A 25,577-nucleotide genomic window follows, 5' to 3' on the forward strand; every position below is an offset into this window, starting at 1 on the left:
CGTAGATAACCAGCGCGCCCGGGTTGCGCATCAGCACATCGGCGGCGAACAGCATCAACAACCGGTCCGCGTAGATGATCTTGCCCTCGCGGGTGACCACGCCCAGGCGATCGCCGTCGCCGTCGAAGGCCAGGCCGATATCCGCATCGAAACGCTTCACCGTCTGGATCAGATCTTCCAGGTTGTGCGGGTCGCTCGGATCCGGATGGTGATTGGGGAAAGTACCGTCCACATCGCAGTACAGCGGAATGACCTCGGCTCCGATCGCCTCCAGCAGCGGCTGCGCCAGTTCACCGGCCACGCCGTTGCCGGCATCGGCCACCACCTTCAGCGGACGGTCCAGCTGCACGTCATCGGCGATGCGCTGGATGTAATCGGCGTTGACCTCGCGCTGCTGCAGGCTGCCCGTCTCGGCGGCCACGTGCAGCTGGCCGTCGCGGATGCGCTGGTACAACTCGGTGATGGCGTCGCCGGACAGCGTCTCGCCGCCGACCACGATCTTGAAGCCGTTGTAGTCGGCCGGGTTGTGGCTGCCGGTCACCGCCACGCAGCTGCCCGCGCGCAGGTGGTAGCTGGCGAAGTACACCACCGGCGTCGGCGCCAGCCCGATATCGATCACATCGCAGCCGGCGCGGCGCAGGCCCTCGATTAACCCGCCGGTAAGTTCCGGCCCCGAGAGGCGGCCATCGCGGCCGACCACGATCTCGCGCAGGCCTTCCACCTGCATCACCGAGCCGATGGCCTGACCGATCAGCGCGGCCACCTGCGGGGTGAGCTCGCGCCCGACCACACCGCGGATATCGTAGGCACGGAAGATATCGGCCGGCACGTCCTGGCCCGGCACGCCGGGCACCGGCGGCGGACCACCTTCGGCCACGGCCGGCGCTACCGCCAGCGGCACCTGGTCCAGGCTTTCGCGCAGGGTGGGGCCTTCTTCCACGTTGGCGTCCCTGGACGCGCGGCGACGCGGCAACGGCACCTTGCCCTTGCCGAACTGCAGCATCGCGGCGATCGCCAGCAGCAGCACCGCCACCACGGCACAGGGAATACCGCCCATGCCGAGCGGGCCCGGTTCGATGTCCGGCACGGCCGCCGCCAGACGCAATCCGCTCTTGCCAAGCGGGCGCGCGAGTGCCTCGGCGCCGTCGGCCAGCGCGACGCTGCCTTGTTCGATCACGTTGTGGCTTCCCTGGCGCAGCGCCAGGTAGCCTTCGTCAGGCACGCGTACCTGGTCGAAGGTGGCGGTCAAGCGCAGCAGCGGCTGGCGCACGTACACCAGCGCCGGCCCCTGCGTACCCAGCACCACCGGCGCGGCCAGGGCCAGGCGCTGGCCGCCGGCATCGCGCACCACCCGGGCCACCACGGTGTTTTCGGCATTGGCCGCTTCCAGCAGGGCCAGGCGCGAGTACCCGAACGCCTTTGGATCGGCATAGGCCTGGTCCAGCGTAGCCAGCAGCACCTGCACGTCTTCGGTACCCGGCCAGCCTTCGCGGATGGCCACGGCGGTCGCCTCGGCGTCGCCATTGGCCAGTGCCGTGGTGACCCGCTCGCTCTTGACCAGCTTGCGCAGCTGCGCCAACTGGCCGTTCAGCGCGGCATCCACGCCCGTGACGATCTCATCGCGCGACTGCTCCAGCGACGTGCCTACCGAGGCCTGCCGCCACTGCCGCACCGCACTCCAGCCGAACCACAGCCCCAGCAGCACCAGCACGGCGACCAACAATGGGCCGGTGCGCTTGCTTGCCAATCGCGGTTGTCCATCCGCCGTTGCCTTGCTCATCAAACCTTCCCCCTGTCAGCGCACCCCGGTATGGCCGAATCCACCCGTTCCCCTGGCGCTGTCGGTGAAAGTATCCACTACCTGCAGGCCTACGCGTGCAATCGGCAGCACAACCAGCTGCGCGATGCGGTCGCCCGGCTGCAGCGTGAAGGGCTCACGGCCACGGTTCCACGCGCTGATCAGCAGCGGGCCCTGGTAATCGGCGTCGATCAGCCCGGTGCCGTTGCCCAGCACGATGCCGTGGCGATGGCCCAGCCCCGAGCGCGGCAGCACCACGGCGGCCAGGTTCGGGTCGGCGATGTGGATGGCGATCCCGCTGGGAATCAGCGCCGTATCGCCCGGCTGCAGGGTGAGCTCGGTTTCCAGCGCGGCGCGCAGGTCCAGCCCGGCGCTGTGCTCGGTGGCATAGGCCGGCAGCGGCCAGGTATCGCCGAAGCGCGGGTCGAGCAGCTTTACCTGTAACGGCTGAAGGGTGGAATCAATGCTCATGCGTGCAACCTCTGGGCAATCAGGGACAACAGTTGTTCGGCCAGCAGCGCCTTGGAGGTACCGGGGAACACCTGTTCGCCGCCCTGCCAGTAGGCCGTGGCCGCGTTTTCATCACTTTCGAAGCCGCCGGTGGCGATGCCCACCTGGTTGGCGATCACCAGGTCCAGGCGCTTGTCCACCAGCTTGCCGCGCGCGTACTTCTCCACATCGTGGGTTTCGGCCGCAAAGCCGACCACCAGCTTCAGCGCGTTGGTCTGCGCAGCCACCTCGGCCAGGATATCCGGCGTGCGCACCAGCTCCAGCGTGAGGGTCTGGGTGCCGGCGGTCTTCTTCAATTTCTGCGGGGCCACCTGGCGCGGGGTGTAATCGGACACCGCCGCCGCGCCTATATAGATGTCGGCCGGCAGCGCGCCCAGCACCGCCTCGCGCATCTGCGCGGCCGAGCGCACATCCACCCGCTGCACCCCGGCCGGGGTGGGCAGCTGCACCGGGCCACTCACCAGCACCACCTGCGCGCCCTGGCGCACGGCGGCGGCGGCCAGCGCATAACCCATCTTGCCGCTGCTGCGGTTGCCCACGTAGCGCACCGGGTCCAGGTCTTCGTAGGTGGGGCCGGCGCTGATGACCACGCGCAGGCCCTGGAGCTGCTGCTCGGGCGCGGCGTCGGCAGCGGCTGGCGCCTGCAGCGCGGCCAGTGCCGCAACAATCGCATTGGGTTCGGTCAGCCGGCCCGGGCCGGATTCGCCCTCGGCCAGCGGGCCGTCCTCCGGACCGATCACCTGCGCGCCGCGCTGGCGCAGCAAGGTGATGTTGGCCTGCGTGGCCGGGTGCTGCCACATGCGGTGGTTCATCGCCGGGCACACGGTGAGCGGCGCGGTGGTGGCCAAACACAGCGTGGTGACCAGGTCATCGGCGTTGCCGTGGGCCAGCCGGGCCAGCAGGTCGGCGGTGGCCGGGGCCACTATGACGCGGTCGGCCCAGCGCGCCAGCTCGATATGGCCCATGGCCTGCTCGGCGGCGCTGTCCCACAGGGTGGTGCGGGTGGGCTGGCCGGACATGGCCTGGAAGCTCAGCGGGGTGACGAACTGCTGGGCCCCGGCGGTCATCGCGACCTGCACCTGGGCACCGGCATCGCGCAGGCGACGCACCAGTTCCAGCGACTTGTAGGCGGCGATGCCGCCACCGACGCACAACAACAGCTTCTGGCCTTGCAGCGGGCGCGCGGACGCCGGAGAAGCCTGGGGGGAGTCAGCCACCTGCGAATTTCCTGTCGAACTGAGGCGATTAGCTTACCTGATGGGGTGTGGGGAGCTCATGCCTCAGGGGCATGAGGGGGGTGTTTTTGGTCATGAGGGAGGTGCCTGTGCGGAATGTCACTCCAAGGCCGCCTATGGACTACACCGTCGACCGGCACTCTGGGTATCGAGTGAATTTGGTTCACTCCGCTACAGACAAGCGCTGGTGATACCAGGCTGTGATCGTTGTACGATCCGCTTCAAGGGTCGCCTCACGATCCCACCGCTCACAGGGGAAGTGCGCGCATGACCAAAGCCGAAAAGACCTCCAAGAAGATCGCATCACAGGCCGGAAAAGTACTGGCTAACAAACGATCAAGCAAAACAGACAAACAGCTAGCGGGGAGCGCGCTATCACAACGCGTCCAGACGAAATCCACATCACCAAAGGTGGCGAAAACCGCCGGAAAAGTGATGGACAGGACTTCAACGAAGAAAGTTACAAAATCGCTCGCTGGTAGTGTTCTGACGCAGGCCAAGCCGAAGGCGGTCAAAACCGTCAAGGCAGCAAAGAAGGTTGCAAAGCGCGCAGGCAGCGGGGGAACTCGGGGCACCGGGAGTGGAGGCGTACGTGGGACAAACTAAATTTTCAAATTTCCGAGAAAATTATGCTGCACTTAGTGCCATAGCGAGCGGCAATGCGCGAAATCTTGCGTTCGCTGGACTCGCATTTATCTGGCTGTTTAAGCCGTCGACAGGTGGAGTCAATGATCTCCCAGATCTTCTCTACGGAGCAGGCTGCTTGTTCGTCTTCACATTAATTACTGATGTCATGCAGTACGCATACGCCACTGCCGCCTGGGGCATATATTGCAGAATAAAGGAAAACGAGGGCGAGCGGACGGGCAAACCTGTTGGTGACGAAACAGTTGTTTCTGCTCCTGAGCAACTGAACTGGCCCACCCTAGCTCTATTTTGGCTCAAGCAAGCAGTTCTGTTCACCGCCTATCTTCTCGTTGCGCTACACATGTTTATCTCAAAGTTCTATCCGAATGGCGTGAATTAGCGCGAAGTTTCTGGCGAATACCTGTGGGAGCTACGAAGGGGAACCAGCAGATTTACGGCATTCTAGCTACATCATGCTGCTTCCCTTCTATCAGCTCTACGTCTTTAACCCGTCCCCGACTACCGTTAATCAGCGCGTTCGACGTTGTCAATTTTTACTGATTTACCGGTCTTTTCCCACTCAATTCCGCCGAACTATCCGATAGCTCGTCCACGTAGACTCGCCATACTGAGCTCCATGGCGATCAAAGACTGGCCCAAGAACGAACAACCGCGCGAGAAGCTGCTGGCACGCGGCCCAACAGCGCTTTCCGACGCTGAGCTACTCGCATTGTTCATGGGCACCGGCTGCAAAGGTTTGGACGTCATGGAGAACGCACGCCTTCTCCTCAAGGATCATGGCCCCCTGCGCCTATTGCTTGATATGAGCGCGCAGAAGCTGAGGAAACTGCCCGGGCTCGGCCCGGCACGGGCTTGCAAGCTGGTAGCCGCACTGGAACTCGCCGATCGCCATTTGCGTGCAAAGTTGGACCTGGGTGAAGGCATGTGCGATCCCAAGGCAGCCATGCGCTACTTCAAACAACGGCTTCGCGGGCGCCCCCATGAGGTCTTTGCGGTCATGTTCTTGAACACCCGCAATCACATGCTAGCGTTCGAGGAACTCTTCCACGGCACGATCGATGCGGCGGCGGTCTACCCGCGCGAAGTGGCACGCCGCGCCCTGTTCCATAACGCAGCGGCCGTGATCATCGGTCACAACCACCCTTCTGGCAGTGCCGAGCCATCCGCCGCCGACCGCGACATCACCCGCCATCTGGAAAAGGCCCTGCCGCTGGTCGGCGTCCGTCTTCTCGACCACGTGGTGGTCGGCGAAGGCACCCCCGTCTCCATGGCTGAACGCGGCTGGCTCGAACCCACCCTGTCCTTCCGGGGCTGAACGCCCCAGTCAGCCCGGACACCCTTGTCCGAAGCCCCGAAACCGGCCCCAAGCCTCCTCAAGCCCCCCTGCCCCAACCCCGTTCAATGGATCAGCCCGCCATCTAGGCTAAAATTGCCGATTCCGCCGCTCCAGTCCCAAAGCAGGCCTTGTGAAAAATCTCCTCCGCGCCCTGATCAGCCAAGGCATCGAAGCCTTGCGCGCCAACGGCACTCTGCCGGCCGATACCCTGACCCCGGAATTCGTGGTCGAACGCCCGAAGACCCGTGAGCACGGCGATTTCGCCACCAATGCCGCGATGCTGCTGGCCAAGCCGGCGCGCAGCAACCCGCGCGCCCTGGCCCAGGCGCTGCTGGATGCGCTGCCCAAGAGCAATGACGTGCTGCGCGTTGAGATCGCCGGCCCGGGCTTCATCAATTTCCACCTCGCCCCCAGCGCCTACCAGCGCGAAGCGGCCAGCGTACTCAAGGAAGGTGCCGATTACGGCCGCAACCTGAGCGGCAACGGCCGTACCGTGGGCGTGGAATATGTGTCGGCCAACCCGACCGGCCCGCTGCACGTGGGCCATGGCCGCGCTGCCGCTATTGGCGACTGCCTAGCGCGCCTGCTGGATGTGAACGGCTGGAACGCCAAGCGCGAGTTCTACTACAACGACGCCGGCGTGCAGATCGAGAACCTGGCCCTGTCCACCCAGGCGCGCGCCAAGGGGCTCAAGCCCGATGACGCCGGCTGGCCGGAAGCGGGCTACCGCGGCGATTACATCCAGGACGTGGCCAACGCCTACCTGGCCGGCGCCACGGTGGAACTGGAAGGTCATTCGGTAGTGGGCGAGCGCGACCCGGACAACCTCGATGCGATCCGTCGCTTCGCGGTGGCCTACCTGCGCAACGAACAGAACCAGGACCTGGCCGCGTTCGGGGTGGATTTCGACATCTACTTCCTGGAAAGCTCGCTGTACAAGGACGGCAAGGTGGAAGAGACCGTCGCCCAGCTGCAGGCGGCCGGCCACACCTATGAGGAAGGCGGCGCGCTGTGGCTGCGCTCGACCGATTTCGGTGACGACAAGGACCGCGTGATGCGCAAGTCCGACGGCACCTACACCTACTTCCTGCCGGACGTGGCCTACCACCTGAGCAAGTGGCAGCGCGGCTATGAGCGCGCCATCACCGAGCTGGGCGCAGACCACCACGGCTCGCTGGCGCGCGTGCGCGCCGGCCTGCAGGCGCTGGATGTTGGTATCCCCAAGGGCTGGCCGGAATACGTGCTGCACCAGATGGTGACGGTGATGCGCGGCGGCGAGGAAGTGAAGCTGTCCAAGCGTGCCGGCAGCTACCTGACCCTGCGCGACCTGATCGAAGAAGCCGGTCGCGACGCGACCCGCTGGTTCCTGATCGCGCGCAAGCCCGATTCGCAGCTGACCTTCGATATCGACCTGGCCCGCGCGCAGAGCAACGACAACCCGGTGTTCTACGTGCAGTATGCGCATGCCCGGGTGTGCAGCCTGCTGCGCCAGGCCCAGGAGAAAGGCCTGAGCTACACGCCGGGCGAAGGCCTGGCCGGCATGGCTTCGCTGAGCGATGACGCCTCGCTGTGGCTGATGGTGGAAATGTCGCGCTTCCCGGAAGTGGTGGAAGCGGCCGGTATCGCGCTGGAACCGCACCTGATCGCGCAGTACCTGCGTGAATTGGCGCACGCCTTCCACACGTGGTATCACGGCACGCAGGTGCTGGTGGCTGACGATGCCGAGCGCAATGCCAAGCTCACGCTGGCGTGCGCGGCGCGCCAGGTGCTGGCCAATGGTCTGAACGTCCTGGGCGTTTCCGCCCCGGAAAAAATGTAAGCAGTGGAGAAGCAGTAAATGGCAGCACGACGCGGCAAGAGCCAGGCACGGCGCAACAGCAGCCAGGGCACACCGGGATGGGTGTGGCTGGTCGCGGGTGTGGCGATTGCGGCCGTGGTGTTTCTGGCGGCACCGAACCTGTTCAAGAACGACGGTGACGGCTTCCTGCGGGTTGGCCCGCAGCCCAACCCGAACGCCCAGCCGGCCCCGGTGAGCGACGCCGATACCGACGTGGGCGCCGAACTGCCCAAGCCGGGCGCGGCGGCGGCCAAGCCTGCCGAACCGGCCAAGCCGGCCACGCAGTACGACTTCTACACCCTGCTGCCCGGCAAGGAAGTGGAAATGTCCGATGCGGAGCTGGCGGCCAGCGCGCGTGCCGAGGACCAGCGCCGCGCCAAGGCCGAGGCGCAGCGCGCGCAGGCGGCGTTGGAAGGACGTCCGTTGCCGCCGGCACCGGCCCCGACCAGCACCGCCGCAACCACCTCGCCTGCGGCAGTGAGCACCGCCCCGCTGCCCGCCCCGGTGGCGGAACGCCCGGCAGCGACCACGGCTCCGGCGACGACGCCGGCGCAGACGGCAGCGGCTACTGCGGCGGCACCGAAGCCGGCGGCTGCCGCGGCGACGCCTGCTGCTGCGGCGACTGAGCCGGCGGCCAGCAACGTGCGCTACATCCTGCAGGCCGGTGCGTTTGGCGCGTCTGGCGATGCCGAGGCGACCAAGGCCAAGCTGGCGATGATCGGTTTGGCGGCGCGGGTGGAATCGGCGCAGATCAACGGCAAGACGGTGTATCGCGTGCGCATGGGGCCGTATGGCAGCGCGGGCGAACTGGCGGAGGCCAAGCAGAAGCTGGACGGGACCGGGCTTCAGGCGATGGCGATCAAGGCGCAGTAAGTGGCGCTGCAGGTTGTTTGAGGACGCCGGGCTTGCCCGGCGTTTTTTTTGGGACGTGAAGAGCAGCCGAGCATGGCTCGGCTCTACCTGGTTTACGGTTGCGCTATCGTGCGCGACGGGGTGCATCCGCGCCTCTGCCCATGTCAAACAGAGGCGGTGCTGAAATGGTCGAGCCTTATCCAGCCCTGAGACCGGTCCGCGTTGAACTCTGCCTTGACGCCGTTGATTCATGCGGGCGCACGGTCATGGCGCTGAATGCATCCACGGCGCGCCCCATGGCATACGCCTTTGGCGTCGAACCCATGTGGTACGGCTTCGTCCTGAACGATCCGGCTATGCCGGTGATTGAACCTGGCGCCACGGTGAGCTGCACCATTTCGTTCCTCAATCACGACGGTGCCATCGAGGCACTGCACCGTGGCGCTTCAGTTCTCTTTGGCGACGGGTCGGCCACGAAGGGTGTGATCAAGATTGTTTCTCTGGATTGATCCGCTATCGTCCGCGTATGCCTTCCCGCCCTGATCCTGCTCAACTTCCCGGCGTTGCCGGCGCTACCGGTCGCTACCGCGAATGGGCGCCGTCGGCTGCGCTGCGCGGCTGCTTCGGGCAGCTGTGGCGCAGCGAACTGCCGGTGGGCCACAGCGGGGAGGTGGCGGTGCTGCCCGATGGCTGCGTGGACATTCTCTGGCGCGATGGTCGGCTGTTTGTGGTGGGGCCGGATGTGGTGGCGGCGCACCCGCAGTTGACGCCCGGTGCGCAGGTGTTGGGCGCGCGGTTCCAGCCGGGTGCGGCGCGGGCGTGGCTGGGCCTGCCGCTGTCGGAGATTGTGGGCACAGCGGTGGAACTGGACGCGGTGATGGGCGTGCGGGCGCGGCGGATGGCGGCGCGGTTGAACGCGGTGGGCGATGCCGAGGTGCGGCAGCAGGTGTTCGCGCGGGAGCTGGCCGGGCTGGCTGACAATGGCACGGCCGATGCCGCGGCGGCGCAGGTATTTGCCCAGGTGCGTGCGGGGCATACGGATCTGGCGGCGGTGTCTGCGACGCTGCAGCTGAGTACGCGCAGCCTGCGCCGGTTGTGCCATGCGCAGTTCGGCTACGGGCCGAAGATGCTGGAACGGATCCTGCGCCTGCAGCGGGTGCTGCGCTTGGCGCGTGCGCGGCCACGCGACAGCCTGGCGGCGCTGGCGTTCGACGGTGGCTACGCGGACCAGTCGCACCTGAGCCGGGAAGTGCGCGCGCTGGCCGGGATCGGTGCGGCCGAACTCTGCGCGCAGTGGCGCGGCTGACTGGCCGTTTTGTTCAAGACAGACGCGCGGAAACTGGCGATGCTGGTGCTCCTTTCAACACGAGCACAGCGATGAGCACAGCACACGGCAACGACCGCCGCATCGACAACATCGAATTCAACGTGGCCGATATCGCCCGCAGCAAGGCGTTCTATGGGGAAGTGTTCGGGTGGTCTTTCACCGATTACGGCCCGGGGTATACCGAGTTCAACGATGGGCGGTTGCGTGGCGGGTTTACCACCGGTGAGCCGGTGCGGCCGAGTGGGCCGTTGGTGATTCTGTATGCCGATGACCTGGTGGCCACGCAGCAGCGGGTGGAAGCAGCCGGGGCGGAGATCTGCCGGGCGACATTCGATTTTCCGGGCGGGCGGCGGTTTCATTTCCGCGATCCGGATGGGTATGAGTTGGCGGTGTGGACGGCGGTTTGAGGTAGCGCCGACCGTTGGTCGGCTGCCGTCAGAGGGTGCGTGCGCCGCGCGGTATGCGCGAAGAGCAGCCGAGCATGCCTCGGCTCTACCGGGATGCCGCGCTGCCAAGGGGGCGTGCGCCGCGCGGTATGCGCGAAGAGCAGCCGAGCATGGCTCGGCTCTACCGGGATGCCGCGTCCTGAAGGGTAGAGCCGAGCCATGCTCGGCTGCCGTTGGGGATGCGTGGAGCCGGCCAGCGGCCGGCACTACGATCATCCGGTCGAGCAGCCGATCAGCGGTCGGCTCTACCGGGGCGATCCGTTGGATCAGTCGCGCGCGACCTGGAATCCGGCGAACGACTGGCTTACCGGCATCAGTTCGAGGCGGTTGATGTTGAGGTGCGCCGGCAGGTTGGCCACCCAGAAGATCTGCTCGGCGATGTCCTCGGCGGTCATCGGGTTGGCGCCGGTGTAGAGGGTGTCCGAGGCGGCCTGGTTGCCGTGGGTGCGCACGAGGGTGAACTCGGTTTCGGCCATGCCCGGCTCGATGGTGGTGACGCGCACGCCGGTGCCGTGCAGGTCGGCACGCAGGCCGAGCGAGAACTGGCTGACGAAGGCCTTGGTGCCGCCGTACGCGTTGCCGCCCGGGTACGGGTACACGCCGGCGACCGAGCTGATGTTGATGATGGCGCCCTTGCGCGCCACCAGCTGCGGCAGCAGGCGGTGGGTGAGGGTGACCAGCGCGGTGACGTTGGTGTCGATCATGGTGCGCCAGTCTTCAAGCGAGGCGCTCTGCGCCGGGGCGGTGCCCTGCGCGAGGCCGGCGTTGTTGACCAGCAGGTCGATGTCGGCGAAGCCGGCCGGCAGGGCGGCCAGCGCGGCCTCCATGGCGGCGCTGTCGCGCACGTCGAAGACGGCCGCATGGACGCGCTCGGGACCGTAGGCGTCGACCAGCGGCTGCAGCCGTTCAGCGCGCCGGCCGGTGGCGATGACGCGCCAGCCAGCCTGGGCGAAACGATGGACGGCGGCAGCGCCAAAGCCGGAGGTGGCGCCGGTAATCAGAGCGGTACGGGTCATCGGGGTACTCCGTGGGAATCCCCGCCATTTTCGCACCGATCAGCGGATGCGGAACACGCGCGCCTTGGGCAGGTCTTCGTCCACCTGCAGGAACCAGCGCCCGGCGATGCCCGGCACGACCACGATCTCGGGGTTGCTGCGGCTGGCCTTGAGCGTCATCTCGCCCTTGAGCACCTGCCACTGCTGGCCGTTGTCGAGGGTGAACACGGTGCCCGGAGCCCAGCCATCCACCTGGCCGGTGACCCTGGCCTTGATGGGCCCGTCGTCCAGCCCGGGGAACATCGGGGCGGGGGTGGGCGCGCCGGGCGCGGCGACCGGGGCGGCAGCCACCGGCGGTGCCGGGCTGCGCGCGTCGGCCTCACGCAGCAGGCGGTTCAGGGTCTGCAATTGGGCGGGGGTAAGCCCCACCTGTGCCAGTGCCTGCGGGTCCACGCGCTGTTCGATCGCCACGTAGGGCACCTGGGCGGCGGCCGATCCGGCCAGCCACAGCATTCCCGCACCCACCACTGCCTGCCACCTGCGCATTGCCTGCTCCACTGCCTGTCGATGCCTGATGGCGGCACTGTGCTTCACTTTCATGGCAGCCAGATGACAGCCGCGCCGGTCGCGACGGGGCCGGCGACCGGCAGGGGGTAAAATGGCGGCCAGCCGCGCAGCCGCGCCGGCGGTATTGGACGTCACATGATCAACAACGATGTACTGCGCAGCATCCGCTACATGCTCGACCTCAGCGACGGCATGATTGCCGACACCTGTGCCCTGGCCGACCCGGCCTTCGTGATCGACAAGGCCGACGTGGCCGGTTGGCTGCGCAAGGAAGACGAGGAAGGCTTCGTGCCGTGCGATGACCGCACCCTGGCGCACTTCCTGGATGGGCTGATCGTGCATTTCCGTGGCCGCGACGAGAGCCAGCCGCTGCGCCCGGTGGAAAAGCGCATCACCAACAACCTGGTGCTGAAGAAGCTGCGCGTGGCGTTCCAGTTGAAGGACGTGGACATGCACGAGATCTTCGACAACGCCGGGTTCCCGGTATCCAAGCCGGAGCTGTCGGCGCTGTTCCGCCAGCCGGACCACAAGAATTACCGTGCCTGCGGCGACCAGCTGCTGCGCAACTTCCTCAAGGGCCTCACCCTGCGCGTGCGCGCTGCCTGAGCCCCGCGCTGGCGCGTGGCTCCGCCTGCGGGGCCACGTGCTGCAGCAGTTCCTGCATGAAGGCCCGCGCCGCCGACGTGGGCAGTTTCGACCACACCGCATGCACGCGCCGCACGGGCGCATCCTGGATGGCCACGCAGGCCACGCCGGTGAAGCCGGCGGCGATGGCCACCGGCACGATGCCCACCGCCAGCCCCTGCTGGACGAAGCGCTCGATGAGCGACATGTGGTTGATCTCGAACGGCACCCGATGCGGTAGCCCGGCGGCGGCGAAGGCCTCGTCGGTCTGGCGGCGTGCGCCGGAACCGTATTGGAAATCCACCAGCGGCAGCTCGGCCAGGGTGGCCAGCGACAGCCGTTTGCGGCTGGCCAGCGGGTGCGCGGGCGGCAGCACGGCCACCATGGATTCTTCGGCGAGCAGGCGGTGGCAGGCGCCGTCGATGGCGGTACCGGGCGAGAGGCCGACCAGGGCCACGTCCACGCGGCGCTCGCGCACGTCTTCCATCAGCACTTCGCTCTTGTCCATGCGCAGGCGGAATTCCACCTGCGGGTAGCGGGTGTGGAAGGCGGCCAGGCAGGCGACCAGGTCCACGGCGGTGAGCGAGGTGATCTGGCCGATGGTCAGCGTGCCGCGCACCTGGCCGGCGACGGCGGCGACGTCTTCACGCAGGTGGCGCAGCGTATCGAGCACCTGGCGCGCGTGGGTGAGCAGGACCTCGCCGGCCGGGGTGACCCGCACCTGGCGCGGCAGGCGCTCGAACAGGGTGGCGTGCAGTTCTTCCTCGAGGTGGGCGATCTGGTGGCTGAGCGCCGATTGCACGACGTGGCAGCGCGCGGCGGCGCGGGTGAAGCTGCGTTCTTCGGCCAGGGCCACGCAGAACTCGAGCTGTTTGAGGTTCACGTCGGCATCTCCGCCACCCATCTATTTTCCAGATGCGTTGGATGATAACTATTCATTTCCATCATCGCGAAGGGAGGCGGACACTGGCGTCCCCCTGACACTTGGAAACCGTATGACCGCCGATGTCCACACCCCCTTGAGCCGCTGGCAGGTGCTGTTGATGGCCTTTGCCACGGGCGTGGCGGTGGCCAGCAATTACTACGCGCAGCCGCTGCTGCACACCATCGCCGGTGAGTTCGGGGTGTCCTTCGGACGCGCGGGCATGCTGGTGACGGCGGCGCAGTTGAGCTACGGCGTGGGCGTGGTGCTGCTGGTGCCGTTGGGCGACATGTTCGAGCGGCGGCGGTTGATCGTGGTGATGTCGCTGTTGTCAGCTTCCGGGCTCGTGGTGAGCGCGCTGAGCCATCAGTTCGCGTGGCTGCTGGTGGGCACGGCGATCACCGGGTTGTTCTCGGTGGTGGCGCAGGTGTTGGTGCCGTTCGCGGCGACGCTGGCGCGGCCGGAAGAGCGTGGCCGGGTGGTCGGCACGGTGATGAGCGGGCTGCTGCTGGGCATCCTGCTGGCGCGGACGGTGGCCGGTGCGTTGTCGTCGCTGGGCGACTGGCGCTGGGTGTACTGGATGGCCGCGGGCACGCTGGTGCTGACGACGTGGGTGCTGCATCGCACGTTGCCGCGCTTCCATCAGCATGCGGGCCTGGGTTACGGGGCGTTGTTGCGCTCGATCGGGACGTTGTTCGCGCAGGAGCCGGTGTTCCGCCTGCGCACGCTGCTGGGCGCGTTGAGTTTTGCGATGTTCGCGATGTTCTGGACGCCGTTGGCGTTCCTGCTGGCGGGCGCGCCGTACCACTACAGCGATGCGACGATCGGGCTGTTCGGGCTGGTGGGCGCGGCGGGGACGCTGGCGGCGGGCTTGGCCGGGCGGATGGCCGACCGCGGCAAGGCGGCGCTGGCGACGACGCTGGCGCTGGTGCTGCTGGCGGCATCGTGGCTGCCGCTCGGCTTTTCGACGCAGTCGCTGGTGGCGCTGGTGGTGGGCGTGCTGGTGCTGGACCTGGCGGCGCAGCTGCTGCACGTGAGCAATCAGAACGTGGTGTTCGCGCTGCGCCCGGAGGCGCGCAACCGGCTCAACGCGGGGTACATGACCGGGTACTTCATCGGCGGTTCGTTGGGGTCGCTGGTGTCGGCGCAGGTGTATGGCGCCTACGGGTGGATCGGGGTGTGCCTGACCGGCGCGGGTGTTGCGGTGGTGGCGATGGGGGTCTGGGCGTGGGCGGTGGTCGCGGAGAAGCGGAAGGCACCGTAAGGTCGGTTGCCGCGATATGACGCCGTAACGCCGACCGTTGGTCGGCTGTCGCGACGTGACGCCGTAGAGCCGACCGTTGGTCGGCTGCATTTGCGCGGTGGGTGAGAAGCAGCCGACCGACGGTCGGCTCTACGAGGAGCAGCCGACCAACGGTCGGCTCTACGTTAGAAGGTGGTTTGGACGGCGAACTCGACCCGGGAACCGGCGTTGCCGGGGAACAGACGCTTGGCGGCGTTGTCGGTGTCGTGCGCGGTCAAGCGCAATTCCCACGGACCGTGCACTTTCCAGATGGCGCTCAGCTGGCCGTGCAGATAATCGTCACCCTGCGCGCTGGCCAGCCAGTAATGCCCCACCGCACCTTCCAGCCGCCATTGCTCGCCCAGCGGCAGCCGTGCGCCCAGCTGGGCGTAGGTGCCGCTGTGACCGCCGGCCAACGCGTCGTCGGACACGCCCACCTGCAGCCAGTAGCGCTGCTGCCAGGTCAGCGTGCTGTTGAGCTCGGTCCAGTCCAGGTCCACGTTGCTGGACGGATAGACATAGCGGGTGAGGTTGACGTCCAGCGCCCAGTCCGCGCCCAGTGCCCCGCCCCACCCGGCCACCACGTCGAACTCGCTGCGGGCGCCGTTGTCCGGCTTGAACGACACCCCCGACCCCCACACCGACGCATACCAGCCGCTCTCGCTGCCGAGTTTGACGCCCGCCTGCGCGGCCGGGTCGCCGTCGCTCTGCGAGCTGCCGCGCCAGACATAATCGGAGGTCAGCGTCGCGTTGCCCTCCACGGCGGCCGCCGCCGCGCCACTCAGCATCAGGCCCAGCAGCAGCGCGCTGCAGCGGCGCACGATGCGCCCTTTGTTCTGTTCAACCACCACGGTAAGCACTCCATCGGACGGCGGCGCCGTCGAGGTGGGCAGTGTTCCCGCAGTGGCCGTAAAGCCGCCATGGCGCGGCCGGGGGATCGGCGCAAATTCCGTGTAAATCCTGCGTCCACGATGCGGTAGAACCCCCGCGCTATCATGGGCGCTCTGACCTGTTGCGAGTAATGGCGTGGACGCGATCCTGACCCCGGTGTCGATTGGCGAGTTGATCGACAAGATCACCATCCTGGAAATCAAGGCCGAACGCATCAGCGACGCCGGCAAGAACGCCAACGTCCGCAAGGAACTCGATGGCCTGTGGCCGCTGTGGCAGCAGCAGCTGGCCAGCCAGCCCGGGCTGGACGCGCTCAAGGATCAGCTCAAGGCGATCAACGTGCGCATGTGGGACATCCAGGACCAGCTGCGCGACAAGGAAGCGGCGCAGGTGTTCGACGATGCGTTCATCCAGCTGGCGCGGGGCGTCTACGGCACCAATGGCGAGCGGGTGAAGGTAAAGAACGAGATCAACCGCATCGCAGGCTCTGCGCTGGTTGAAGAAAAGCAGTACCAGGGCGAGTAAGCCGCCCCGCCCGCGCCGGGCTCAGTGCCCGGTGGCGGCCATGAAGCGTTCGCGGTCCTGCTGGGTGCGCCGGCGGATTTCGGCCAGGGCTTCGTTCTCGGTGGCTTCCAGCATGGATTCGAACAGGCGCTGGAAGTGGTTGCGCATGGCCAGGCGTGCGCCGGCCGGATCGCGCGCGCGCAGCGCGTCGAGAATGGCGGTGTGTTCTTCGTCGCGGGTGTCATCGTCGTTGTGGCAGACGTTGGCATAGACCTGCTTCACCCGCGGCAGCTCGTTGCGCATGCGCCAGATCAGCTGCACGCAGTGCTCCACCACCGGGTTGCCGGCAATCCGCGCGATGGACAGGTGGAACTGGCGGTCGGCCTCGCTGGCCGCCGCTTCGCCCGAGGTGGGGTCCACCATGGCCGCGATCAGGCCGGCCAGGGCCTCCACTTCGTCATCGGTGATGCGGCTGGCCGCCATGGCCGCTGCCTCGGCCTCGATCACCGCACGCGCGGCGGTGAGGTCGAAGGCCGACACATCCGGCAACGCGCCGGGGGCCTGCGACGGGCGCGCCTTCACATACACGCCCGAGCCGGTCTTGATGGTGATCAGGCCCTGTGCTTCCAGCGCGATTTCCGCCTCGCGCACGGTCACCCGGCTGACGCCCAGGCGCTCGGCCAGGTCGCGTTCACCGGGCAGCCGCGAGCCCGGCGGGAATTCGCCCTTCTCGATCAGCGCGACGATTTCGGCGGCAATGGACTGGTAGAGACGGGGTTCGGACATCATCAAGACCTGGCTGTACGGTGGCTGGGGACCGACACGCGACCCGCGCCCTCAGAGAGCGGCGCGGTCCTGGAAAACCGCGCCACTGACCTCAGAAGCGGTAGCGCACCCCCAGATAATAGCGCCGCCCGTAGGTGGTGTACTCGCGGAAGCTGCCCAGGATGGGCATATCCGACACCCGCGGCTCGTCGGTGAGGTTGCTGGCCGACAGCGACAGCGACAGGTTCTTGTTCACCTTGTAGGTGGCGCGGAAGTCGAGCGAGCCATTGTCGCGCACGTAGCGGTTCTGCGAGGGGTCGCCGACGAACTGCTGGTAATAGTCCGACCGGTATTTGTAGATGGCCTGCAGGTCCAGCTTGCCCAGGCCCCAGTACACCTGGGCCGAGGCCACGTGCTTGGACAGCCCGAAGATGTTGGCCGGCTCGACGATGCCGGGGGTGAACACGCCGGTGATCGGGTCGGTGGACTCGCCCAGGCGCAGGTCTTCGGTCTTGAAGTTGGAGTGGGCGTAGTTGTAGCTGGCCTTCACGCCCAGCCCGGAGAAGATGCCGGGCAGGTAGGAGAAGGTGTGCGAGCCCGTCAGCTCGAAACCGATCAGGTCGCTCTTCTGGTCGCTGGTGGCCAGCTGTTCGACCGGCACGGTGACGCTCTGGCCGTCGATGTCGAAGGTTTCGCCCAGCACCACCGGCACCGAGCCGCCGTTGAACTGCTTGTAGTAGATGGCCGTGGACAGGATCGAGTCGGCGTTGGCATACCACTCCAGCGAGACGTCGGCATTCCAGGACATCAGCGGCTTGGCGCGCGGGTTGCCGGTGGCGGTGATGTTGCCCAGTGCCTCGGCCACGCTGCGGAAGTCGGTGTCGGCCTCGTCCAGGGTGAAGCTGCGGCCAAAGCCTTCTGCCGCCAGGTCGGGGCGCGACATGGCGCGGTAGGCACCCACGCGCAGCAGCAGGTCCGGGCGCAGTTCGAAGGACGCGTTGAAGCTGGGCAGCCATTCGGCATTGCTGGACTTGAGCACCTGGCGGGTGAAATCGCCGGTGGGGCGCAGGGTGACGGTGCCGTCGGGGTTGTTGATCACATCCAGGCCGCTGCGCAGGCCGACCGAGCTGACGTCGGTGCGCACCCAGCGCACGCCGATGTTGCCGGTAACCGGCAGGCCGAACCATTCGCTGCTGTAGTCGCCCATCAGGTAGATGGCGTTGGTCTTCTCGGTGACATCGTTGTTGGCCGGGTCGCGCAGGTCTGCACTCAGGCCGGTGTCGTCCACGCCGGTGAAGGCCTTGAACAGGCAACGGCTGTCGAAGGTGGCCCACTGGTCGATGGTGTTGCCGCTGGCGTTGGCCAGGAAGTCCTTCTGCGGGAACGCCTGGCGGCAGGCCTGGTTGGCCGCGCGGATGGCCGCGACATTGGTGGTGGTGATGTCGCGGGTGTCGGTGAAGTCGGTGTAGGTGGCTTCGGAGTGGCGCAGGCCACCCTTGAACGCGGTGAAGAAGCCGCTTTCCGGGGTGAACGCCGCATCGAAGCGCTGCGCGCGGATGGTGTGCTCGCGGGTCTGCTGGCGCCGGCGGATCAGTGCCGAGTCGGTGTAGTTGTCCGGGTTGTTCACATCGAACGCCGGATCCAGATAGATGCTCGGCACATCGCCGCTGTAGTCGTAGGTGTAGTCGACGTAGCGCGTGTTCTTGATGCCGGCCACCGGCTTGCCATTGACGTCGGTACGCCCGGCGCGCAGGCGGGTGGAGCGCTCGATCTGGTCGCGCTCGGTGTTGGAGTAGGACAGGTCGGTGGACAGGGTCCAGGCCGGGGTGGGACGGAAGATCACATTGAAGCCGCCACCGGTGTACTCCTCCTTGCGCTCCAGGAAGTTGCCGGTGGAATCGATGGTGGTGCTGCCGGTGTGGTGCAGCAGCGCGCCGTCGTCGGTGACCACGCGGTTGTTGAGGTTGCGCATCATCGAGGACAGCGAGAGGTCCGAGCGGTCTTCGGTGTAGTCGCGCTTGGAGTGCTGGTAATCCAGGTTCACTTCCCAGGCGTCGCCGGGCCGCCACTGCAGCGCGGCGAACTGCGAATCGCGCTTGTCGTGTTCGATGAACTGGCGGTAGATGCGGCTGCTGGGCACCAGGTAGTACGGCACGCCGTTGGCGACCTGGTTGCCGTCTACGGTGGTGCAGTTGCGGGTGGCGCCGACCACTTCGCGACCATCGCAGGCCACCCAGGTGGAACTGCTCGAGAACATTTCTTCCGGGTTGCTGCCTTCCAGCGCCTGCACGCCCACGGAGATGCCGAGTTTGCCGGCACCGCCCATGTCGAACTGGTCGATGTAGCTGGCGGTACCGCGCCAGCCCACGCCGTCCTTGTCCTTGAGCCGGTCGTCGTAGTCCTGCCAGGTGCCGCGGCCATCGAGCTGGACGGTGCGCTTGCCGTATTCGAGCGGCTTGACGGTTTCCATGTTGACCGTGCCGGCCACGCCGCCTTCGACGAAGTCGGCGCGCTGGGTCTTGTAGATGGCCACGCTGTTGATCAGCTCGGACGGGAACTGGTTGAAGTTCACCGAGCGGTCGCCGCTGCCGTTGGTGGCTTCGCGGCCATTGAAGGTGGACGAGCCCAGGAACGGGCCGAGGCCGCGGATCGAGATTTCCGAGGCGCCGCCCTTCTCGCGATGGGTGGAGGCGCCGGTGATGGTCTCGATGGCTTCCCCGATGGACAGCGCCGGCAGGTCGCCGATGTCGTCGGCGGCAAGCACGTCGGAGATGACGGTCTCCTCCCGCTTCTTGTCGATCGAGGTCTGGATGGTGCCACGCACACCGGTCACCTGGACCTGGTCCAGGGTGGTCGGCTGTGCGGGCGGTGCGGCGGCGTCCTGTGCGTGGACCAGCGGCACCAGGGCGGTGCTGCACAGGGCATAGAACAGCGCGCTATGCAGCGCGGTGCGGCGGAGGCCTCGTGGCGAGGCCGTACGGCGGTCATGCAACATCGTGATCTCCCTCCCAGGATGGATCGTCCGATTACACGGATTCGATCCGGACGATTCACGGTTACTGGACCAATGTCAATGAATTGGTACTAAAGTCTACCCCTGACATTCGTGTAGACCACTTTGCATGGATTTAATGTGCAGATGCAGCAGGAATATGCGCAACTGGCGAACCACATGCACCTAAAGTGGTATGCGATTGTGGTTGACGCACGCATTGGACGACCTGTTACGATCCGGACTCGCGTTCGATGCCACGGTTGATCTGGGAGGGTAAGCCGATGACTCTGCAACATTCTCAAGCGCCACGTGCGCTGCGTCCGCTGCTCACCGCCCTGGCGTTGGGCCTTGCGGCCGGTGCACTGCCTGCCTTCGCGGCCGACCATCTGGTCCATGACGCCGCCGGGTACGCCGCCGCGACCAACGCGCTGCAGCCGGGCGATACCGTCATCCTCGCCGACGGCGTATGGCGCGACATCGACCTGCTGTTGCGCGGCGCCGGAAAAATTGGTCAACCAATTAAGCTGACGGCGCAGACCCCGGGCAAGGTGATCCTCAGCGGCCAGTCGCAGCTGCGCCTGGCCGGGTCCTACCTGGAGGTATCCAACCTGGTGTTCCGCGATGGCTGGGCCCCGGGCAGCGAAGTGGTGTCCTTTCGGGCCTCGTCCAAGGAGTGGGCCACCCACAGCCGGGTGACCGGGGTGGTGATCGACGGCTACAACAAGCCGGACCGCCAGCAGTCGGACAACTGGGTGGGGATGTACGGCCAGGACAACCGCTTCGACCACAACCAGCTGGTGGGCAAGACCAATGCCGGCACCACCCTGGTGGTGGTGCGCAACGCCACCAGCGGGTTGGACAACCGCCACCGCATCGACCACAACTGGTTTGGCCCGCGCCCCAACCTGGGCAGCAACGGCGGCGAGACCATCCGGGTGGGCACCAGCACCGACTCGCAGTCCGATTCGAATACGGTGGTGGAGAACAACTGGTTCGAGCAGTGCGATGGCGAAGTGGAGATCGTGTCCAACAAGTCCGGCGGCAACCTGTACCGCGGCAACGTGTTCTTCGAATCGCGCGGCTCGATGGTGCTGCGCCACGGCCACGGCAACGTGGTCGAGCGCAATGTGTTCCTCGGCAACAACAAGGCCCACACCGGCGGGGTGCGGGTGATCAACCGCCACCAGATCGTGCGCGACAACTACTTCGAGAACATCGCCGGTGACAACTTCGCCGCCGCGCTGGCGGTGATGGCCGGCACCCGCGATGCGCCGTTGAACCGCTATGAACAGGTGGACGATGCGCTGATCGAGCGCAACAGTTTCGTCGGCGTGCGCCAGGTGTTCCTCGGCGCAGGCCTGGACGCCGAGCGCAACGCCATGCCGGTCAACAGCCGCCTGCGCGGCAACCTGTTCATCGGCGATGGCAGCCGCGAGCTGCTGCGCAGCCAGGGCGATCTGTCCGGCATCGCGTTCAGCGGCAACGTGCAGAGCCCCCGCGTGTCGCCCGGCTTCCCAGCGGGTGTGAGTGCGCAGAAAGTCACGCTGCAGCGCGCGGCCAACGGCCTGCAGTACCCGGTGGAAACCATCGCGGCGGGCGCACCGCGCGACCTTGCGCCGATCGCGCGCGAACTGGTGGGCGTGAGTTGGTATCCCAAGACGCTGACCAGCACCGCGCTGGACAGCGGCACCACCCGCAAAGTGGCCCCGGGTGAGGACACTCTGAGCCGCGCGATGGCCGACAGCGCCCCCGGTGACCAGTTGCAGCTGCAGCGCGGCCAGTACCGCATCGACCAGGTATTGAACGTGAACCATCCGGTCAGCGTGATCGGGCCCCGCCGCGGACGCGCCAGCCTGCAGTTCTCGCGCCCTGCCCTGTTCGAGATCCGCGCCGGTGGTTCGCTCAAGCTGACCGGGCTGGATATCGACGGCGCACTGGCGCCGGATGCGGCGGGCAACGCGGTGGTGCGCATCGCCCCGGGCAGCCAGGCGTTCAACTACACCCTGCTGATCGAGGACAGCCGCATCCACGGGCTGACCACCAACAAGGCCTTCGATGTGGTCAACGCGGGCAAGGGCAGCCTGGCCGCGCGCATCGGGCTGCGCAACACCACGGTGGAGGACATCAGCGGCAGCGTGATCGCCGCCGCTGCCGAGACCGACGACCTGGGCACTTACAACGCCGAGCAGGTGGACATCGTGGATTCGACGTTCCGCAACATCGCCGGGCCGCTGTTGAACCTGTATCGCGGTGGCACCGATGAAAGCACCTTCGGCCCGACGCTGCGGGTGCACGGCAACCAGCTCGACAACGTGGGCGTGGCCGCCGACACCAGCCTGCGCCTGCATGGCGTGCAGACCGCCACGCTGACCGACAACCAGTTCCTCCGCAGCGGACGCGTGCGCTTCAGCCACCGCGTCGGCGAGCCCCGCCTGGCCGCGCACGGCAACGTGCTCGACGCCACCGCGGCGATACAGTCCGATACTCCAGCCGAGACCCTGCCATGACGCGTTCCACGCCCCTGATGCTGCTGCTGGCGGCCTCCTTCAGCGCCGCCGCGCTGCCCGCCGTTGCAGCTGCACCCGCCGGCACCCAACAACCGGCGGCCGCTGCCAGCGCCCCGGTGCTGGTCACCGCCGCGCAGTGGCAGCAGATGCGCAGCGATGGCAGCAGGTACCCGGTGTTTGCCAAGGAGCAGCAGCGCGCCGAGCGCCTGGTGCGCGGCATGATCAAGGCCGGCATCGATGTGCCGGTGCCCAAGGACAAGGGCGGCGGTTACACCCACGAACAGCACAAGCGCAATTACCAGGCCATCCAGGCGGCCGGCGCGCTGTACCGGCTGACCGGCGACAAGGTGTATGCCGATTACGCGCGCGACCTGCTGCTGGGCTACGCCAAGCTGTACCCCGGGCTGGGCGCGCACCCGCAGGGCCGCGGACAGATTCCCGGCCGGCTGTTCTGGCAGACCCTCAACGATTCGGTCTGGCTGGTAAGCGCGGTGCAGGGCTACGACGCCATCCGCGACAGCCTCAGCGCGGCAGACCGCAAGACCATCGACGACAACGTGTTCCGGCCGATGGCCGACTTCCTCAGCGGTACGCCGGAAAACTTCGACAAGATCCACAACCACGCCACCTGGGCGGTGGCGGCGGTGGGCATGACCGGCTACGTGCTGCGCGACCAGACCTATGTGGACAAGGCGTTGAACGGCAGCAGGCGCGATGGCAGCGCTGGCTTCCTCAAGCAGGTGGACCAGCTGTTCTCGCCGGACGGCTATTACGAGGAAGGCCCCTACTACCAGCGCTATGCGCTGGCACCGTTCATCCTGTTCGCCAATGCGATCCAGCGCAACGAACCGCAGCGCGGCATCTTCAAGCGCCGCGACGGCGTGCTGCTGAAGGCGGTCGATTCACTGGTGCAGAGCAGCTACGGCGGCTACTTCTTCCCGATCAACGACGCCATCCTCGACAAGGGCCTGGACACCGAAGAACTGGTGGCCGGCATCGACATCGCCTACGCCCAGACCAGCGACGCGCGCCTGCTGTCGGTGGCCAAGGCACAGAAGCGCGTGCTGCTGTCGCCCGAAGGCCTGCAGGTGGCCCAGGCGCTGGCGCAGGACAAGGCCAAGCCGTTCGCCTTCGTGCCCACGCTGCTGCGCGATGGCCCGGACGGCACCGAAGGTGCGCTGGCGATCCTGCGCATGGGCGGTGAAGACGGCCAGGCGCTGGTGATGAAGAACACCAAGCAGGGCATGGGCCACGGCCACTTCGACAAGCTCAACTGGCTGTTCTACGACAACGGCCAGCGCGTGGTCACCGATTACGGCGCCGCCCGCTTCCTCAATATCGAGGCCAAGGCCGGCGGCATCTACCTGCCCGAGAACAACAGCTGGGCGCGTCAGACGCTGGCCCACAACACGCTGGTGGTGAACGAGCAGAGCCACTTCGGCGGCGACTGGAAGAAGGGCCAGGCGCTGGCGCCGACGCCGCTGCTGTTCGCCGCGGGCGACGATACCCAGATCGCCTCGGCGCGCATGGACGGTGCCTACGACGGGGTGAGCTTCACCCGCACCCAGGTGCTGCTGGCCCATCCCGCGCTGACCGAGCCGGTGGTGCTGGACCTGTTGCGGGTCAACGGCGGCAAGGCGGCGCGCTACGACCTGCCGCTGCACTTCAACGGCCACATCATGGACGTGGGCTTCAAGGCGCAGTCCGCGGTGGCCGCGCGACCGGTGCTGGGCAAGGCCAACGGCTACCAGCATGTGTGGATCGATGCCGCCAGCGAACCGGGCAGTGAAGCACGCAGCCTCACCTGGCTGCTGGACGGGCGCTTCTACACGTACCGCTTCGCCAGCACCGCACCGTCGCGTGCGCTGATCGGCGAAAGCGGGGCCAATGATCCCTCGTTCAACCTGCGCCGCGAGCCGATGCTGCTGCAGCGCGTGGATGGGCAGGCCGCCACCACCTTCTACGGCGTGCTCGAACCGCATGGCCAGTACGACGGCACCGCCGAGACCGTGCGCGGCGCCAACAGCCGCATCGACCGCATCGCCCACTACCGGGGCAAGGATGCCGACGTACTGGTGCTGGACCTGGCCGGCGGCAGGCGCGTGGCGCTGGGCATCGCCGATGATCCGTCCAAGGCTGGCGCGCATGAGGTGAGCGGCGATGGCCACAGCTGGCGCTGGGACGGCGGCTGGAAGCGCTTTGATACCGGCAGCGGCAAGGACGGCAAATGAAGGTCACCACCCAGGCGCGCACCTACGTGCGCTGGTTGATCGTGGCGCTGATCGCCATTGCCACGGTCATCAACTACATCGACCGAAACGCACTGGCAGTGATGTGGCCGCAGATTTCCAAGGATGTCGGCGCGACCAAGGAAGACTACGCGCTGCTGGTCACGGTGTTCATGCTGTTCTACGCCGCCGGCCAGTTCGTGTTCGGCCGGTTGTTCGACATCATCGGCACGCGGCTGGGCTTTGCCCTGTCCATTGCGGTGTGGTCGATCTCGATCGCGCTGCACTCGGTCACCCACTCCATCCTGTCTTTCAGCCTGGTGCGGGCGATGCTGGGCATCAGCGAGGCCGGTGCGTGGCCGGGCGCGGTGAAGGCCAACGCCGAGTGGTTCCCCGCGCGTGAACGGGCGCTGGCGCAGGGCGTGTTCAATGCCGGCGCGTCGATCGGGGCGATCATTTCCGCCCCGCTGATCGCGGTGCTGTTCCTGTGGCTGGGCTGGCGCGGCACCTTCATCCTGATCGGTGCGATCGGCTTCATCTGGCTGCTGCCGTGGCTGATCATCTACCGCGCCGGCCCGGACAAGCACCCGTGGGTGAGCGCGGCCGAACGCGCGCTCATCCTGGATGCGCCGACCGAACAGCCGGCGGTGCCGGTGGCCGAGTACGTGCCCAACGTGCGCCAGCTGCTGGGCCATCGGCAGACCTGGGGCATCCTGATTTCGCGGTTCTTCCTGGACCCGATCTGGTGGCTGTTCGTGTCCTGGCTGCCGATCTACCTGGCCGATACCTTCGGTTTCGACATCAAGCAGATCGGCATCTTCGCCTGGGTGCCCTACGTGGGCGCGATGATCGGCAGCCTCGGTGGCGGCTGGTTGTCCGGGCGGCTGATCGGCGCCGGCTGGAGCGTGGACAAGGCGCGCAAGGTGGTGATCACCCTGGGCGGGGCGATCATGGCCCCGGCCCTGCTCGGCGCGGTGCTGGCCACCGACCCGGTATGGGCGGTGGTGACCATTGCCTTCGTGCTGTTCGGCTTCCAGATCGCCATCGGCAACATCCAGACCCTGCCCGGCGACATCTTCAGCGGCAAGTCCGTGGGTTCGGTGGCCGGTCTGGGCGGCATGGCCGCCGTGGCCGGCACGCTGATCACCACCTGGCTGGTGCCGGCGATGACCCATGAATCCTATGCACCCATTTTCATCCTGGTGGCCGCGCTGGTGCCGGCCTCCCTGCTGGCGCTGTGGCTGGTGACCGGCCGCGTGGAGAAGATCCACGGCCCGGTCGAACCGCGCTGATTCCCTTTCCGTTTTT

Annotated in this window: 23 protein-coding genes; 14 read left to right on the top strand and 9 right to left on the bottom strand. The window is 66.9% G+C overall.

All coding sequences use genetic code 11. The annotated features are described in order from the left end of the window. The 3 genes from RTO53_RS09530 to coaBC all read right to left on the bottom strand — a co-directional run. Positions 1-1,780 (bottom strand): phosphomannomutase/phosphoglucomutase (locus tag RTO53_RS09530; protein WP_312237564.1); only part of this gene is annotated, 1,780 nt, incomplete at its 3' end. 15 nt (positions 1,781-1,795) lie between these two features. Then, positions 1,796-2,269 (bottom strand): dUTP diphosphatase, encoded by a 474-nt coding sequence (gene dut / locus RTO53_RS09535; RefSeq protein WP_312237565.1) that lies wholly within the window; start codon positions 2,267-2,269, stop codon positions 1,796-1,798. Beyond that, on the bottom strand, positions 2,266-3,525 hold the full coding sequence (gene coaBC, locus RTO53_RS09540) for a bifunctional phosphopantothenoylcysteine decarboxylase/phosphopantothenate--cysteine ligase CoaBC (RefSeq protein ID WP_312237566.1): 1,260 nt from the start codon (positions 3,523-3,525) through the stop codon (positions 2,266-2,268). Before coaBC ends, dut begins: the two co-directional genes overlap by 4 nt. 285 nt (positions 3,526-3,810) lie before the next feature. Here coaBC and RTO53_RS09545 point away from each other — a divergent pair, with 285 nt between their 5' ends. From RTO53_RS09545 to RTO53_RS09580, 8 genes are all read left to right on the top strand, one after another. Beyond that, the gene (locus tag RTO53_RS09545; RefSeq protein ID WP_312237567.1) at positions 3,811-4,149 is read left to right on the top strand and encodes a hypothetical protein; all 339 of its coding nucleotides are present in this window, start codon (positions 3,811-3,813) and stop codon (positions 4,147-4,149) included. Continuing rightward, positions 4,136-4,570 (top strand): hypothetical protein, encoded by a 435-nt coding sequence (locus tag RTO53_RS09550; RefSeq protein WP_312237568.1) that lies wholly within the window; start codon positions 4,136-4,138, stop codon positions 4,568-4,570. The genes RTO53_RS09545 and RTO53_RS09550 overlap by 14 nt, the downstream gene beginning before the upstream one ends. A gap of 237 nt (positions 4,571-4,807) precedes the next feature. Next, the gene (gene radC, locus RTO53_RS09555; protein WP_312237569.1) at positions 4,808-5,506 is read left to right on the top strand and encodes a DNA repair protein RadC; all 699 of its coding nucleotides are present in this window, start codon (positions 4,808-4,810) and stop codon (positions 5,504-5,506) included. A 151-nt stretch (positions 5,507-5,657) separates the two neighbouring features. Further along, positions 5,658-7,346 carry an arginine--tRNA ligase gene (gene argS, locus RTO53_RS09560; protein ID WP_312237570.1) on the top strand — a complete coding sequence of 563 codons (1,689 nt, stop codon included), beginning with the start codon at positions 5,658-5,660 and terminating at the stop codon, positions 7,344-7,346. Between the two features lie 18 nt (positions 7,347-7,364). Further along, complete coding sequence (locus RTO53_RS09565) at positions 7,365-8,237, top strand: SPOR domain-containing protein (RefSeq protein ID WP_312237571.1); 873 nt, start codon at positions 7,365-7,367, stop codon at positions 8,235-8,237. A 245-nt stretch (positions 8,238-8,482) separates the two neighbouring features. After that, the gene (locus tag RTO53_RS09570) at positions 8,483-8,725 is read left to right on the top strand and encodes a hypothetical protein (protein WP_312237572.1); all 243 of its coding nucleotides are present in this window, start codon (positions 8,483-8,485) and stop codon (positions 8,723-8,725) included. Between the two features lie 17 nt (positions 8,726-8,742). Then, the gene (locus tag RTO53_RS09575) at positions 8,743-9,522 is read left to right on the top strand and encodes a helix-turn-helix domain-containing protein (RefSeq protein WP_312237573.1); all 780 of its coding nucleotides are present in this window, start codon (positions 8,743-8,745) and stop codon (positions 9,520-9,522) included. Between the two features lie 71 nt (positions 9,523-9,593). After that, positions 9,594-9,950, top strand: a complete 357-nt coding sequence (locus tag RTO53_RS09580; protein ID WP_312237574.1) for a VOC family protein — start codon at positions 9,594-9,596, stop codon at positions 9,948-9,950. A 305-nt stretch (positions 9,951-10,255) separates the two neighbouring features. On the opposite strand, the gene RTO53_RS09585 is transcribed toward RTO53_RS09580, so the two are convergent. Both RTO53_RS09585 and RTO53_RS09590 read right to left on the bottom strand, forming a co-directional pair. After that, a complete protein-coding gene (locus RTO53_RS09585; RefSeq protein WP_312237575.1) occupies positions 10,256-11,005 on the bottom strand; it encodes an SDR family NAD(P)-dependent oxidoreductase in 750 nt (249 codons plus the stop codon). A 39-nt stretch (positions 11,006-11,044) separates the two neighbouring features. Beyond that, on the bottom strand, positions 11,045-11,530 hold the full coding sequence (locus tag RTO53_RS09590; protein ID WP_312237576.1) for a hypothetical protein: 486 nt from the start codon (positions 11,528-11,530) through the stop codon (positions 11,045-11,047). A 156-nt stretch (positions 11,531-11,686) separates the two neighbouring features. Between RTO53_RS09590 and RTO53_RS09595 the strand changes: the two genes are divergently transcribed. Further along, positions 11,687-12,157 carry a DUF1456 family protein gene (locus RTO53_RS09595; protein ID WP_256777010.1) on the top strand — a complete coding sequence of 157 codons (471 nt, stop codon included), beginning with the start codon at positions 11,687-11,689 and terminating at the stop codon, positions 12,155-12,157. Here RTO53_RS09595 and RTO53_RS09600 read toward each other — a convergent pair. Beyond that, positions 12,132-13,058: a LysR substrate-binding domain-containing protein gene (locus tag RTO53_RS09600; protein WP_312237577.1), complete on the bottom strand. Its 927-nt coding sequence runs from the start codon at positions 13,056-13,058 to the stop codon at positions 12,132-12,134. The genes RTO53_RS09595 and RTO53_RS09600 overlap by 26 nt on opposite strands. A 112-nt stretch (positions 13,059-13,170) precedes the next feature. Here RTO53_RS09600 and RTO53_RS09605 point away from each other — a divergent pair, with 112 nt between their 5' ends. Further along, a complete protein-coding gene (locus tag RTO53_RS09605) occupies positions 13,171-14,361 on the top strand; it encodes an MFS transporter (protein WP_312237578.1) in 1,191 nt (396 codons plus the stop codon). A 164-nt stretch (positions 14,362-14,525) separates the two neighbouring features. On the opposite strand, the gene RTO53_RS09610 is transcribed toward RTO53_RS09605, so the two are convergent. Then, a complete protein-coding gene (locus RTO53_RS09610; protein WP_312237590.1) occupies positions 14,526-15,167 on the bottom strand; it encodes a TorF family putative porin in 642 nt (213 codons plus the stop codon). Positions 15,168-15,405: 238 nt separating this feature from the next. Here RTO53_RS09610 and RTO53_RS09615 point away from each other — a divergent pair, with 238 nt between their 5' ends. Then, on the top strand, positions 15,406-15,795 hold the full coding sequence (locus RTO53_RS09615; RefSeq protein WP_256777013.1) for a DUF6165 family protein: 390 nt from the start codon (positions 15,406-15,408) through the stop codon (positions 15,793-15,795). Between the two features lie 21 nt (positions 15,796-15,816). Here the strand turns inward: RTO53_RS09615 and RTO53_RS09620 are convergent, their stop codons facing one another. Further along, the gene (locus tag RTO53_RS09620) at positions 15,817-16,560 is read right to left on the bottom strand and encodes a FadR/GntR family transcriptional regulator (protein ID WP_256777014.1); all 744 of its coding nucleotides are present in this window, start codon (positions 16,558-16,560) and stop codon (positions 15,817-15,819) included. A 91-nt stretch (positions 16,561-16,651) separates the two neighbouring features. Next, positions 16,652-19,534 carry a TonB-dependent receptor gene (locus tag RTO53_RS09625; protein WP_312237579.1) on the bottom strand — a complete coding sequence of 961 codons (2,883 nt, stop codon included), beginning with the start codon at positions 19,532-19,534 and terminating at the stop codon, positions 16,652-16,654. 281 nt (positions 19,535-19,815) lie between these two features. Here RTO53_RS09625 and RTO53_RS09630 point away from each other — a divergent pair, with 281 nt between their 5' ends. Genes RTO53_RS09630 through RTO53_RS09640 form a run of 3 tightly spaced genes read left to right on the top strand, consistent with a single transcriptional unit; the run spans position 19,816 to position 25,561 of the window. Then, positions 19,816-22,041, top strand: coding sequence for a polysaccharide lyase 6 family protein (locus tag RTO53_RS09630; RefSeq protein WP_312237580.1), 2,226 nt, complete (start codon positions 19,816-19,818; stop codon positions 22,039-22,041). Further along, the gene (locus RTO53_RS09635; RefSeq protein WP_312237581.1) at positions 22,038-24,272 is read left to right on the top strand and encodes an oligoalginate lyase; all 2,235 of its coding nucleotides are present in this window, start codon (positions 22,038-22,040) and stop codon (positions 24,270-24,272) included. The genes RTO53_RS09630 and RTO53_RS09635 overlap by 4 nt, the downstream gene beginning before the upstream one ends. Continuing rightward, a complete protein-coding gene (locus tag RTO53_RS09640) occupies positions 24,269-25,561 on the top strand; it encodes an MFS transporter (protein WP_312237582.1) in 1,293 nt (430 codons plus the stop codon). Before RTO53_RS09635 ends, RTO53_RS09640 begins: the two co-directional genes overlap by 4 nt. Positions 25,562-25,577: the final 16 nt, after the last annotated feature.

Origin of the sequence: Stenotrophomonas sp. (assembly GCF_031995405.1) — a bacterium.
GTDB lineage: Bacteria > Pseudomonadota > Gammaproteobacteria > Xanthomonadales > Xanthomonadaceae > Stenotrophomonas.

What these genes read in the sequence shown, in the direction of transcription:
- RTO53_RS09630 (WP_312237580.1), top strand. Translation starts at nt 19,816, where the DNA reads ATGACTCTGCAACATTCTCAAGCGCCACGTGCGCTGCGTCCGCTGCTC.
- RTO53_RS09580 (WP_312237574.1), top strand. Translation starts at nt 9,594, where the DNA reads ATGAGCACAGCACACGGCAACGACCGCCGCATCGACAACATCGAATTC.
- RTO53_RS09585 (WP_312237575.1), bottom strand. Translation starts at nt 11,005, where the DNA reads ATGACCCGTACCGCTCTGATTACCGGCGCCACCTCCGGCTTTGGCGCT.
- RTO53_RS09620 (WP_256777014.1), bottom strand. Translation starts at nt 16,560, where the DNA reads ATGTCCGAACCCCGTCTCTACCAGTCCATTGCCGCCGAAATCGTCGCG.
- RTO53_RS09570 (WP_312237572.1), top strand. Translation starts at nt 8,483, where the DNA reads ATGGCGCTGAATGCATCCACGGCGCGCCCCATGGCATACGCCTTTGGC.
- dut (WP_312237565.1), bottom strand. Translation starts at nt 2,269, where the DNA reads ATGAGCATTGATTCCACCCTTCAGCCGTTACAGGTAAAGCTGCTCGAC.
- RTO53_RS09605 (WP_312237578.1), top strand. Translation starts at nt 13,171, where the DNA reads ATGACCGCCGATGTCCACACCCCCTTGAGCCGCTGGCAGGTGCTGTTG.
- RTO53_RS09610 (WP_312237590.1), bottom strand. Translation starts at nt 15,167, where the DNA reads ATGCTGAGTGGCGCGGCGGCGGCCGCCGTGGAGGGCAACGCGACGCTG.
- RTO53_RS09575 (WP_312237573.1), top strand. Translation starts at nt 8,743, where the DNA reads ATGCCTTCCCGCCCTGATCCTGCTCAACTTCCCGGCGTTGCCGGCGCT.
- RTO53_RS09635 (WP_312237581.1), top strand. Translation starts at nt 22,038, where the DNA reads ATGACGCGTTCCACGCCCCTGATGCTGCTGCTGGCGGCCTCCTTCAGC.
- RTO53_RS09595 (WP_256777010.1), top strand. Translation starts at nt 11,687, where the DNA reads ATGATCAACAACGATGTACTGCGCAGCATCCGCTACATGCTCGACCTC.
- RTO53_RS09565 (WP_312237571.1), top strand. Translation starts at nt 7,365, where the DNA reads ATGGCAGCACGACGCGGCAAGAGCCAGGCACGGCGCAACAGCAGCCAG.
- RTO53_RS09545 (WP_312237567.1), top strand. Translation starts at nt 3,811, where the DNA reads ATGACCAAAGCCGAAAAGACCTCCAAGAAGATCGCATCACAGGCCGGA.
- RTO53_RS09625 (WP_312237579.1), bottom strand. Translation starts at nt 19,534, where the DNA reads ATGTTGCATGACCGCCGTACGGCCTCGCCACGAGGCCTCCGCCGCACC.
- RTO53_RS09590 (WP_312237576.1), bottom strand. Translation starts at nt 11,530, where the DNA reads ATGCGCAGGTGGCAGGCAGTGGTGGGTGCGGGAATGCTGTGGCTGGCC.
- radC (WP_312237569.1), top strand. Translation starts at nt 4,808, where the DNA reads ATGGCGATCAAAGACTGGCCCAAGAACGAACAACCGCGCGAGAAGCTG.
- RTO53_RS09640 (WP_312237582.1), top strand. Translation starts at nt 24,269, where the DNA reads ATGAAGGTCACCACCCAGGCGCGCACCTACGTGCGCTGGTTGATCGTG.